The organism is Arthrobacter antibioticus (assembly GCF_030063205.1).
Lineage (GTDB): Bacteria > Actinomycetota > Actinomycetes > Actinomycetales > Micrococcaceae > Specibacter.
On sequence record NZ_JASISQ010000001.1, the window covers coordinates 1,006,414 to 1,018,588 of the forward strand.

7 protein-coding genes are annotated in these 12,175 nt (G+C 53.2%); 4 read left to right on the forward strand and 3 right to left on the reverse strand.

Features of this window, described 5'->3' with window-relative positions; genetic code table 11:
- Window positions 1-624: 624 nt before the first annotated feature.
- On the forward strand, window positions 625-2,730 hold the full coding sequence (locus QMG40_RS04655; RefSeq protein WP_459252947.1) for an acyltransferase family protein: 2,106 nt from the start codon (window positions 625-627) through the stop codon (window positions 2,728-2,730).
- Window positions 2,731-3,807: 1,077 nt separating this feature from the next.
- Here the strand turns inward: QMG40_RS04655 and galE are convergent.
- The 3 genes from galE to rfbB are packed head-to-tail and all read right to left on the reverse strand — an operon-like array spanning window position 3,808 to window position 7,244.
- Entirely contained in the window at window positions 3,808-4,821 is a 1,014-nt protein-coding gene (gene galE / locus QMG40_RS04660; RefSeq protein WP_283528650.1) for a UDP-glucose 4-epimerase GalE, read from the reverse strand.
- An 11-nt stretch (window positions 4,822-4,832) separates the two neighbouring features.
- Complete coding sequence (locus tag QMG40_RS04665) at window positions 4,833-6,242, reverse strand: bifunctional dTDP-4-dehydrorhamnose 3,5-epimerase family protein/NAD(P)-dependent oxidoreductase (RefSeq protein ID WP_283528384.1); 1,410 nt, start codon at window positions 6,240-6,242, stop codon at window positions 4,833-4,835.
- 3 nt (window positions 6,243-6,245) lie between these two features.
- A complete protein-coding gene (gene rfbB, locus QMG40_RS04670; RefSeq protein WP_283528386.1) occupies window positions 6,246-7,244 on the reverse strand; it encodes a dTDP-glucose 4,6-dehydratase in 999 nt (332 codons plus the stop codon).
- Window positions 7,245-7,871: 627 nt separating this feature from the next.
- On the opposite strand from rfbB, the gene QMG40_RS04675 reads away from it, so the two are divergent.
- The 3 genes from QMG40_RS04675 to QMG40_RS04685 all read left to right on the forward strand — a co-directional run bounded on the left by QMG40_RS04675 (window position 7,872) and on the right by QMG40_RS04685 (window position 12,175).
- Window positions 7,872-9,335, forward strand: a complete 1,464-nt coding sequence (locus tag QMG40_RS04675) for a GH25 family lysozyme (RefSeq protein ID WP_283528388.1) — start codon at window positions 7,872-7,874, stop codon at window positions 9,333-9,335.
- 774 nt (window positions 9,336-10,109) lie between these two features.
- A complete protein-coding gene (locus QMG40_RS04680; RefSeq protein WP_283528390.1) occupies window positions 10,110-11,360 on the forward strand; it encodes a polysaccharide biosynthesis protein in 1,251 nt (416 codons plus the stop codon).
- A gap of 65 nt (window positions 11,361-11,425) precedes the next feature.
- Window positions 11,426-12,175, forward strand: coding sequence for a glycosyltransferase family 2 protein (locus QMG40_RS04685; protein ID WP_283528392.1), 750 nt, complete (start codon window positions 11,426-11,428; stop codon window positions 12,173-12,175).

Below are 12,175 nucleotides of genomic sequence, written 5' to 3' on the forward strand. Positions count from 1 at the left end.
CCCCAGAAGAAGGTTGCGTTGCAGCGCCCCGCGAAAAACAACAGTTTCGTCCATGGCTGCACCGAAGACCATTCCCCCAAGAGGTCCCAGTCCTTCAGCCACCGATATAAGGGGGCTGGACAAACACCCGTGTCACTCACGATCTGGGTAATACTCGATTTGTCCCAACGGGCCACCGCCGCCATGCTCAGGCGTAACTCTTCGTAGATTCGTAGAACAACTCGATGCATGCTGAGTGTCCTTCCAGCAGCGAATCAGGAACTTAAAAACCTGGGGCAACTAACCCCTAATCTCTCGGTAGCCTCGGACTCTTGGCATATGCATCTGCTGTCACTGCGCCAGAGCACAGCTCGAACCGACATATCGTCTGGAAGATTCTTTCGGTGACATCTGGCGTTTGCGCTTCGCAAACTCCATAACTCACACCACCCCGCCAGCAACTATCCGAACGAGAGAACCGTCGCTTCAATGACACTGCAAATAGTTCTTAAGCATCCACTACGCGAGCTCCATCCATGAGTCAATGCCTCAACTATGAACATCTAGTAGACACCGGGTAAACTTCTTAAGGGGCAACCAAGGAATTCGTATCTGGACGTTACCAACTTTGAGGTGTTAACTAGAATGTCGATTGTCACGCGTGGAGAAGCTAAGGCGCACAGCCTGCGGCGTGGGGAGGCTATCCCAAATGACTCCCGCAGGAACGACTCACGAAAGTTCCTACCTGAAGTTCAAGGCCTACGAGCCATTGCGGTTCTCATGGTGGTCGCATACCACGTATGGTTCGGTCGCATCTCCGGCGGTGTGGACATCTTCCTGTTAGTTTCCGCATTTCTGCTCACTGGACAGTTCGCACGCAAGTTAGAGAGTGGACGGCCACTGGAGCTACTCAAATATTGGGCGCACCTTTTCAAACGGTTGTTGCCGATGATTGTACTAACACTTTTGGGAACTCTGCTCGGTGTGTATCTGCTTCTACCCGAGACTGCTTGGACTAGCATGTTTGGACAAACATGGGCGTCACTTTTTTACTACCAAAACTGGTTCTTGGCCAGCGAGTCTGTGGACTACTACGCTACAGATCACAGTTTGGCCAGTCCACTGCAGCATTTTTGGTCACTGTCTATTCAGGGACAGATCTTCATAGTCTGGCCACTGCTCTTTGCTCTGGCAGCAGCTATGTCACGAATCGGCCGGCTCAAGGTTCGTCCTCTTCTGATCTGGCTGTTCGGCGGCATATTTATTATCTCGTTGACGTTCTCCATCATTACGACTTATACCAACCAAAGCTTTGCATATTTCGACACTCGGACCAGGCTTTGGGAATTTGCGCTTGGATCCCTGCTCGCACTACTTCTTCCTTATCTGTCGTTCAAGCGGTCCACCCGGGTCGTGATGGGGTGGATTGGAGTGGTTGCCATGCTTTCCTGCGGGCTCATACTACAAATTGACCAAAAGTTCCCTGGCTATATGGCTCTGTGGCCCACATTGGCTGCCGCATTTGTCATCGTCGCAGGCTTCACAGGCAGCAGCTTTGGTGCAGACAGATTCCTGAGCTGGAAACCACTTGTTAAGCTCGGGGACAGTTCCTACGCGTTGTATCTTTTTCACTGGCCCTTATTGGTCTTTTTCTTAGCATTTTCAGGTCGAGACCACGCAGGGCCAAAGGCAGGAACAGCGCTAATCATAGTGTCAGTTGTTGCCGCAGTCATGATCACAAAGCTGATCGACACTCCCATCCGCCGAAGCAAGTGGATAGAGCAGAAGCGTCGTCGTGCAGTGATGACCATCGGCATCTGCGTGCTGCTAGTGGCTGCACCACTCACTGTCTGGCAGCTTCAGGTTCATGCTAAAGAAGTGGCGTTAGAGAACCAACAGAAAGCTGCCCAAGCTGAAGTCATGAGGAACTACCCAGGTGCCACTGCAATCCAACCCGGGTTTGTAGACGCGGGGGATCCGGGATTGCCAATGAAACCTGCTTTAACTGCATTGGACAAACAATGGGTGAGTCTCAGCGAGAACTGTCAGGAACAGTTTCTGCCAAGTCAAAAGGTGCTCGCCGATAAGTGCGGGCAAACAGCTCCAGTCGCGAAACCCAAGAAGACCATTGTGATTGTCGGTGATTCCCACGCAGAGCAGATGGCAGGAGCTTTAGTCCCGGTTGCCGAAGCCAACGATTGGCAGCTAGTATCCCTATTTTTGGGAGGATGCGACTTCGGCAGCGAGTCGGTACCGTCAGGTAGAAGCAAAGAATGCCAACAATTTAACACTGCTGCCACGGATTACGTGCTGAAGCTTAGACCGGACGCCATTTTCACGATATCTACCGACGCCGTTCCGGATTCACCAGCAGAGACAATTATCCCCGGATATGAGCTCGCAGTTCACACATTTGTTGATGCTGGCATCGACGTTATCGGGGTTAGGGATAATCCACGCTTCAATGACAGCAGATCCGCTTGTGTAGCAAAATCTGGAGCCGAAGCGTGTGAGTTTGAACAGAGTAAGTATCTGGCATCTGCAGACCCCGCTGCTTCACTAAACCGAATGGATGGAGCGTATATGCTGGACCTTACCGACCAGTATTGCAAACAGGAAACTTGCTATGCTGTGGTAGGAAATGTGTTGGTCTATCTGGATCACAACCATTTAACATGGGATTACGTCCGCACGATGGCACCTGTGCTGGGTCAGCGAATTGGCGCTGCAACTGGGTGGCAAGTCAAGTAGGTTGTACCGGCATTAACATGTCGTCGTACTTTTGGGTCAGTCTGTAAGACATTTTTTTTGTTAATGTCCGTCCTAGAATCTGGTTTGTAAAACCCGGCCGTGCTGTTAGCGCGAAGATGCGGCCAAGGCAAGCCCCCAAACCGATTGGCAGGGTCTGCGAGCGATATCTGTAGTTTTGGTAGTGAGCTTCCAGTTACGATCCTGCCAAATTCCAAGTAGCGGCGACACTGCCGACTCTACGGTGAGGTGCTCTCCAACACTGTGGCGGATCGGATAAAGGGCTCTTGGTGGCTCGTGGGGATTTGGATTCCCGGATGAGTGTCATGCCGTCGTCCGGGTGACACTTCTCAAAAGGAGAACTGATGTGTAGTTGTTGGGGGTTGCGGTAGCCACGTGCCGTTCGTTTGATGTGCTTGATAGAGGTGCTGTTCGCCTCGACTTTCCGGTGATAGCACCGGCGCCACCAAAGAGTAAGTAGAAGCGACCATCATCATCATCAAGCGCACCGGTCGTAGCTTAGTCAATAGCACCCACTACACGACTCGTATTATGTTCAGGAATGCCGCACGAGCGGCGGTGAAGCATCCATTACATCAATGGAATTCACCCCTAACCCCGGAGAAGCCGATAATAGCAACAACTCGTCCGAGGTAACTGTGCCAAGGACTTGACACATATCCCTCGCGCCGCACCAGGACTTTGGCGTGTACACCTGAGAAAAGCACTACGGAGCTTTCGGGACCTGTCCTTCCGGGCGGTATAGCCCATGCAGAGATAGTTATTCGGAAGGCTCTCATGAAACTGCGCTTCAAACACTTCGTGGCACCGCTTTGTAGCGCTTAGATTCATGGATTGGCAACTTCGACCGTTTCGCGGCCAAACAAACAACATCAACTCACCGTGATTTGCCGTTGCCAGCTGTTTACCTAAAGCACGACGTTCATATGCTGAAGGAAGCACCAACCTCTCCCCTGGCAATAAACCCAAGACGGGCTCTGACGACACAGAATTATAGGAATACTGTCCCACAAACAACGGCCCCGCACCGTTATTGCCGAGTGCCGCACCTTTTGATTCCTAGCCGTTGTATCCGTTCGGATTATTTTCCTGCCAACGCCAGTGGTCAGCACACATTTGCGCAAGATTGCGATGCGCCGACCAGCCCAAGTCAGCTAGGGCCGCAGACGGATCGGCATAGCTGACAGCTGCATCGCCAGGACGCCGCGGAGCAAACTCAAAGGGGATCGGCTTCCCGGCTGCTTCACCAAACGCTTGGATAACCTCCAGAACAGAGGAGCCATTACCTGTACCCAGGTTCCAAGTGAACACTCCTTGGTGGCTTGTCAGGTAGTCAAGAGCAGCCAGATGGCCGGCCGCGAGGTCCATCACGTGGATGTAATCGCGCACTCCGGTTCCATCCGGCGTCGAATAGTCATTGCCAAAAACCATGACTTTTTCGCGACGGCCAACGGCCACCTGCGCCACGAACGGCAGCAGGTTGTTAGGAATACCTGTGGGGTCCTCCCCGATGCGGCCGGATTCATGTGCACCCACTGGGTTGAAGTATCGCAACAAGGCCACCCGCCATGTGGGGTCAGCCGCCCCAAGGTCAGTGAGGATGTCTTCAATCTGCTCTTTGGTTCGCCCGTAGGGGTTTGTGGCATCCAGGGGCATTTTTTCGATCAGTGGCACTTCTTCGCTGGCACCATACACCGTGGCCGAGGAGCTGAAAACAAGTGATCGGACGCCGTGTTTGTCCATGGACGACAATAAATTCAGCGTACCTACAATATTGTTTTGGTAGTACCTCAGCGGCTCGGCCACTGACTCCCCCACCGCTTTTAGGCCTGCAAAGTGTATGACAGAGTCAAAGTCTGCGGAAGCGAAAAGTGCATCCACACCGTCGGCGTTGAGCAAGTCGAGTTCAACGAATTCGGGATGCCTGCCGCTAAGTTCTTCAACCCTGTTTAATGAAGCGTCCGAAGAGTTCGCTAGGTTGTCAAGGACGACGACGTCGTGCCCGGCTTCCAGCAGACAAAGCACCATGTGCGAGCCGATGTAGCCAGCACCGCCTGTAACCAGAACTTTCATGGCTTTCATTTCTACCTATCCAAATATTCGGTGAGTCGCTGGGCAGCAGGTGCCGGGGTGAATCCTGCCGCTTTGATCTTGCGCAGGTCCAGTGTGCTGTTCATGGGCCGCGGTGCTGCCGCTTTGCCCTTGAAGTACTCTTCCGTGCTGATCCCTGTGACGGAGCTGCGGCTATGACCGCTGAGTTCAAAGACCTCTGCCGCGATATCCGCCCACGTCTGGGGATCGCCGTCATTAGTGAGGTTATAAGTGCCGAACTCCGCACCCGTATTCAAGAGGTGTCTAATACCTGCGGCGATGTCCTGGGTGAAACTCAATCGTCCAACCTGATCGTTAACCACACTGGGTTCAATGCCACGAGCCGCCAGGGATGCCATAGTGGCAACAAAGTTATTCCCCTCCCCGATCACCCAGCTAGTGCGCAGAATGTAGTGACGCGGGACGGTATTGACGACGGCGTCCCCAGCAGCCTTGCTCTGGCCGTAGACGCCCAAGGGGCTCAGGGCTTCATCCTCGCCATGAAGTTTGGCTGTGCCATCAAAGACATAGTCACTGGATACATGAACCAGGGTGATCCCGTTAGCTGTAGCAACTTTGGCCAGCTGGGCCACGGCAGTACCGTTGATAGCCCAGGCTGCGGCACGCCCCTGGGCGCTTTCGGCCGCATCCACGGCCGTGTAGGCCGCCGCGTTAATAATGGTGGAGTAGCTCTTCCAGTTCCACCCCGAATACGACGAGGCTGCGGTGAGGTCAAAATCAGTCCTCGCCGCAAACTCAACGTTACTCTCGCCGTCGTACAGTGCACGCAGCGCCTTACCCAGTTGCCCATCGGCACCCAACACCAAGATCTTCTTCGCGGCCATCGGTGTCACGTCAGCCAGACGCGGATGCGCTTTGTCTTTCTCGGACAGCTCTGCCTGCCCCAGCGGGATCGGCCACGCGATCGCTGAGCTCTCGTCCGCCAGATTCAGAAAAGTGTATTGACCCTGTGCATCAGCAGACCAATGGTCATTAACAAGGTAAGTGTAAGCGGTGGTGTCTTCCAAAGTTTGGAACGCGTTGCCCACTCCTCGCGGAATAAAAATGGCGTGGGAGGGGTCCAGCTCGGCGGTGAAAACCGTACCGAAAGAGGGCCCCTCACGCAGGTCAACCCAGGCCCCGAAGATCTTCCCGGTAGCCACGGAAATGAACTTGTCCCACGGCTCTGCGTGGATGCCTCGAGTGGTTCCGGCCTTCTCATTGAAGGAAATGTTGTTCTGCACAGGGGCGAAGTCAGGCAGCCCCAAGGCCATCATTTTTCCGCGCTGCCAGTTTTCCTTGAACCAACCGCGGTTATCACCATGGACGGGCAGTTCGTAAAGGATTACCCCGGGGATGGGTGTCTGTGTGGCTGTGAGTTGTTTAGAAAATTCAATGCTCATTAACTACTGGCCCTGTTCTTTGTACTTCGCCTCGGTCTGGGCTTTCTGGGGACGCCACCAACTCTGACTTTCTTGGTACCACTTGATGGTGTCCAGCAGCCCGGCTTCAAAGTTAGCAAACGAGGGACTCCACCCCAGTTCCGTGCGTAGCTTCTGTGACTCTATCGCGTAGCGCAGGTCATGACCGGGGCGGTCCACCACATGATCATAAGCATCCGGTGCCTGGCCCATAAGAGAGAGGATCAACTCAATAACATCCTTGTTATTCTTCTCACCATCTGCCCCTATTAGATAAGTCTCACCAATACGGCCCTTTTCCAGGATGGCAAGCACCGCCGAGGAATGGTCATTGGCATGGATCCAGTCACGCACGTTCTCACCCTTGCCGTATAACTTCGGCCGGATCCCGTCAATGACGTTAGTGATCTGGCGAGGAATGAACTTCTCTACGTGCTGATACGGGCCATAGTTATTCGAGCAATTGCTGATGGTCGCCTTCAAACCAAAGGAACGCACCCAAGCACGCACCAGCATGTCAGAGCCGGCCTTCGTGGAGGAATACGGGCTCGAGGGCGCATACGCAGTGTCTTCAGTGAACCGCTGAGGCTCATCCAATTCAAGATCCCCGTACACCTCATCAGTTGAGATGTGATGGAACCTCGTGTTGTGCTTCCGAGCAGCCTCAATCAACGTGTACGTGCCAATAATGTTCGTCTCTAGAAACGGGCGCGGGTCATGGAGCGAGTTATCGTTATGCGATTCAGCCGCATAATGCACCACAGCATCCGCGTTAGCCACCAACCCATCAACAAGTTCCGCGTCACAAATATCGCCACGAACAAAAACATACCGATCCTCCGGCAGCCCCTTCAACGACGCCAAATTACCGGCATATGTGAGCTTATCCAACACCGTCACGTGCAAATCAGTGTTTTCAAGGACGTAATGGACAAAATTGGAGCCAATGAACCCGGCACCACCGGTCACAAGGAGATTTCGCATACGTACATCATATGGGAACAGTCTCCAGCCTCTGGCTAGATTACCTAGCCCTTCCGGTAGCGCAGATTTATCGGGAATCTCACCGTCGTTTTTTGGTATCTTCACGAGATGCCGCTAGTAATGATGGCAAATTCTCAGTTCTGTCTGTATCTGGCTTTGTAACAGGCGCCTAACCGAGCGCCGCAATTTTGGATCTGAGCTAAAGTGTGGACTGTTGCCATTGGGACATTGATCCACAGTAAAACCCTTATATCCCAACAAAATAAGGAATCCATGAAATTCGTTAGAGTTGCAGCATGTCTCTTGGCAGCTGCGTTGAGTTTTGGGGTCGTACCTGGCGCCAATGCGGCGCCAGTAACAGCTACAGCGACTCCTGCAGCAGATGAAGCACCCTTGGAATCGCAGGAATCATCGCCTACTGGCACTGTCCAACCTGTACCTCCAGCTGTTGCCGACGAATCAGCAACCACTCAGAACAAGCCCGAGCAAAACACCACCGCATCAGACGCTCCGGTCGCAGAGCCCTCTTCTACCCCCACGAATGTTCCAGAACAATCTCTGGTGCCCAGCCCCCCGTCGACTATGGCTCCGGAAGTAGCACTTCGCCCCGTTGACGGGGGTGCGGTGATGGGACAAGCTGGAAAAAATATTCCCAACTCACCAGGCTTGTACGCGGCTTCGCCCTTTTCGACTTTCAAGGAGCCGACCGTTAACGAGCAGCCCCCAGGAACCGACGGCCTTCCTTTGGGGCTGGATGTTAGCGGTTGGCAAGGGAATGTCAACTGGGTGGCGGTGAAGAATGCCGGTGCGCGTTTCGCGTACGTCAAAACATCCGAAGGGCCCTGGACCCTCAACGACTATTTCGCTCAGCAATATAATGGCGCTGCTGGTGTAGGAATAATCCGCGGCGGATACCATTTCGCCAGGCCAAATCTCTCAAGCGGCTCATCTCAAGCAAAGGTAATGCTTGAATCAGGTGGTGGATGGACGTCAGACGGAATGACTCTGCCACCAGCCCTGGACATAGAGGATAATCCCTACGTTAAAACGGACAAAACAAACTTGTGCTACGGACTATCACCAACGGCCTTGGTTGGTTGGATATCAGATTTCACGCAAACTATCAGGGCTGCCACAGGCCGCGACGCCGTGATCTACACAAGCTACTATTTTTGGCAGCAGTGTCTTGGCGGGAGCCAAGCTTTTGCTAGCGCTAATCCGCTCTGGATTGCAGCATATTATGCCTCCAGTCCTTGGATGCCAGGCAAATGGGCTAAACACACCTTCTGGCAGTATGCGAACGACTATGCAGATCAGGCACAAACCAAGCCAGCAACCTTTCCCGGAGACCAGAATGTCTTCAACGGGACTATCGAACAACTCCGGGAGCTTGCCAGTGGCGTCAAGGCCAGCGTCATCGGTATGCCCAAAGGAGCAACTTCCGTCAGCGGAAAGTGGGCGGGGGACAACAAGAGCTATATCGGGTGGTTCAAGAATGGCAAATGGTGCATGGGAATGCCTCGGGATACCAGCAGGTGCTTCTACTACGGCGACACCGGCGATCAGCCCATCGTCGGTGATTGGAACGGAGATGGTCACGAAACCGTTGGCGTTGTTCGAGGAAACAGTTGGTTTTTGAACAACAATTTAAATAAGCTTTCCGTCGATGTAGTTCAATATTATGGAAACGCTACCGACATCCCCATTGTGGGTGACTGGAACGCCGACGGACGAACATCCATTGGCGTATTCCGTGCGGGTAGTTGGTACATGACTAATTCGCACTCCACTTGGCCTGAGGCCAACATTGTCACCCATTTTGGTAACCGGGCAGATACTCCCCTCGTCGGGGACTGGAATGGCGATGGGAAGGACACAACCGGAGTCTGGCGGAACGGATTTTTCTACCTGACGGATACCCTCTCCCCTCCTATTGCCAACACCGTATTTGCATACGGGATACGTTCTGACACACCAACCACGGGTGACTGGAATGGTAATGGGGAGACGACCGTGGGAATTGAGCGGTCTGGAACGTGGCACTTGACCAATAGCTTACGCACGTTGGTTGTTGACTCAAGGCGTTCATAGAGAATTGATGATGGTCCCCGGCATGAATCAGTCCCATCGAGATTCCTATGTGAGAGTATGTCCATTAAACAGACGACGGCGGTGCCAAGCCGACCCGAGGCTGAGGCTGAGGCTGACGCGTTTTGTTGCGCCCCATACTTAGTCAGATCCGTCGCGACGGCGCCGGAGCTTTGGTTATTGTCACCGGATAAGCTCTGAACAAATCAAAAATCAGGCCTCACTAGGTGCTTTCTATGGACTGACTACAGTCGATTTCCCAACCCAAAGACCTGAGAAATGACGCCCTGGCCGCGATAGAAACATGCATCCCAACGCGACTCTCGGCCTCTTCGTTTACCCAGGACTTCCATGGGATCTCACTGCACAGGAATAGCTGAAAGCGAACAGCAACAGGTGAAGTGTATAAGTGGTCATCAGGACCCTCCACGGGTAGATACCTCGCGAAGCATTCGCCTTCGTCAAGATCGTCCATGACCCGCATAATCACCAAAATCGTGCCGTGTGAAACCTTAGGTGAATCGGTGCTCTACAGAGGCCATTCTGGTTCACGCGCAGGGTAGAGTTCAACAACCCACTGTGGGCCCAAGACCCACTGGACTACATCGGTCCGCTCATCGGGAAGCACCAACTTAGACCCACCAAGTTTCAGAAGAGGAAAGCCCCCTGATCAAGCGCCCACGATTTACGGATAATTCTAGTGCACCGTCACACCTAACACTTTCGTTCCCGTAGGATCGACACAAGTACCCGCCTTTAGAGGATCCACACCATCATATGAAAACTGTTCTGCTGCGACTATCGGGATTCACGATCCTGCCTCTTCTGTCGCTGGTAACCCCCCTCCTACTGCTACCTGTTATCTCCGGTTTCGTAGGCGGTCAGGGCGTTTCCAGCGTGATGACCGGTCAGGCCATCGGAACATTTGCCACCACCGTAATTATGTGGGGATGGAACGTTGACGGGCCCGTGGCCATCGCTCGAACAGAACACTTGCAGGAACGGAGCCTGATCTACCTTTCAAGCATTCGTACCCGGTTGACATTGATGGCAGCAGTAATTCCTATCACTATCGTAGTGACCGGCTTAGCAGCTCGAGCTGAGTTCCGTTCGGAAGCTATCAGCATGGCTCTTGCATCAGCATTTATCGGCATGTCACCAGCTTGGTTTTGTATCGGACTGGGGCAGCCACGGCTCTTGGCTATATACGACACCATACCCAGATTTTTGGCAACAATGATGTCCATACCGCTCCTACTCTGGACCAGTCAGTTATGGACATACACCTGCCTGCTAGGAGTGGCTACAGCCATTTCTCTGTGCGTATTTCACCGTAAATACTCGCCAGCAGGAAATTGGTTTCCGTCAAATTTTAGGCGAACCTTTAAGGAAATACGGAGCCAAACAGACACGGCTGGAATCAACGTCGCCAACAGCAGTTACGCTTTTACTGCTGTCCCCATAGCAACTGCAACAACCACAGCTGCAGCTTCAGGGTCGCTAGCAACTGCCGACACTCTCTACAGGTTTGGACTGTTTAGTGTAATTTCGCTCGGTAATGCACTCCAAGCCTGGGTCCTCGAACGCAACGCACCGAACAGCCGCCACAGACAATTACTAGCAATGTACTCACATTTTCTACTCGGAGTGTTAGGGGCAGTAATTTTAACGTTGCTGGGTCCCGCAGTCAGCGAGATCGTTTTCGCGGGTCAGGTACGGGCGGACAGAGTCATTTGTTTCTACTACGGCATAGCTTTTGCCTTTATCTCCGCCAGTCAACCTCTCGTGAGAAATTTACTCATACCTGCTGGTAAGAGCAGGCTGGTACTCACTGGCACAGTTGCCGCTGCCGCAGTAGGTATAAGCGGTATGATTGCCGCCGGGGTCACTGGGCATACTGAAGGGATCGCATTGAGTATGGCTGCCAGCGAATTCGTCCTGTTCATCGCTCTGTTTGCCCCAGCGATCCGACTTCTCAAGGGAGAATATCCAACGAAAAATTCACCATCGACAACGACTGAACCCTAGGAGCACCGCCTCATCCAATTCTTCAGCGCGCATCCTCTTGCTATAGTTTGTAGGATATGAAACCTATGTCTCCCCAACGCGTTCTAATCATCATGCCCGCATGGAATGAAGAGGAAGCCGTTGGCGACACGGTGCGTGAAGTTCTGGCGGCAGATGACTCTTACGACGTACTGGTTGTAAATGATGGCTCGAGTGATTCGACAGCCTCCGTGGCTACGGCAGCTGGCGCCACTCTGCTCAACCTGCCTTTCAACCTAGGTGTTGGCGGGGCCATGCGAGCAGGCTTCAAGTACGCACACCGAACTGGTTATTCTCGAGTAATCCAGGTTGACGCCGATGGCCAACATAACCCAAACGATATTGCAGTAGTGCTTTCCGGCCTCGATACTGCTGATATTTCCATTGGAGCTCGTTTCGCCGATCGAGGCGACTACACAGTAAGCGGGCCCCGTAAATGGGCCATGGTTGTCCTAGCGCAGGTTATTTCTAGGCTTGCAAAGACCCGCCTTACAGACGTAACCAGTGGCTTCCGGGCCGCCAACTCCCGGGCTATCGACCAGTACCTCGATCACTACCCGGCAGAGTACTTAGGCGACACGATTGATTCGTTGGTCGTAGCTCTCCGTTCTGGATGCAAGGTAACTCAAGTGTCCGTTGAAATGCGCCCCAGGCAGGGTGGCACACCCAGCCACAATCCACTGAAAGCGGCCCTATACCTTGGGCGCTCAGCTTTTGCCTTGATATTCGCTTTTACTCGACAACGATCAACAATAGCCATCCACACTCCAGATCAAAGCCAAGGCGGCGGAAAATAA

Excerpts from the sequence above, each read along its gene's own strand:
- QMG40_RS04655 (WP_459252947.1), top strand. The coding sequence starts at position 625 with ATGTCGATTGTCACGCGTGGAGAAGCTAAGGCGCACAGCCTGCGGCGT.
- galE (WP_283528650.1), bottom strand. The coding sequence starts at position 4,821 with ATGAAAGTTCTGGTTACAGGCGGTGCTGGCTACATCGGCTCGCACATG.
- QMG40_RS04665 (WP_283528384.1), bottom strand. The coding sequence starts at position 6,242 with ATGAGCATTGAATTTTCTAAACAACTCACAGCCACACAGACACCCATC.
- rfbB (WP_283528386.1), bottom strand. The coding sequence starts at position 7,244 with ATGCGAAATCTCCTTGTGACCGGTGGTGCCGGGTTCATTGGCTCCAAT.
- QMG40_RS04675 (WP_283528388.1), top strand. The coding sequence starts at position 7,872 with ATGGGACAAGCTGGAAAAAATATTCCCAACTCACCAGGCTTGTACGCG.
- QMG40_RS04680 (WP_283528390.1), top strand. The coding sequence starts at position 10,110 with ATGAAAACTGTTCTGCTGCGACTATCGGGATTCACGATCCTGCCTCTT.
- QMG40_RS04685 (WP_283528392.1), top strand. The coding sequence starts at position 11,426 with ATGTCTCCCCAACGCGTTCTAATCATCATGCCCGCATGGAATGAAGAG.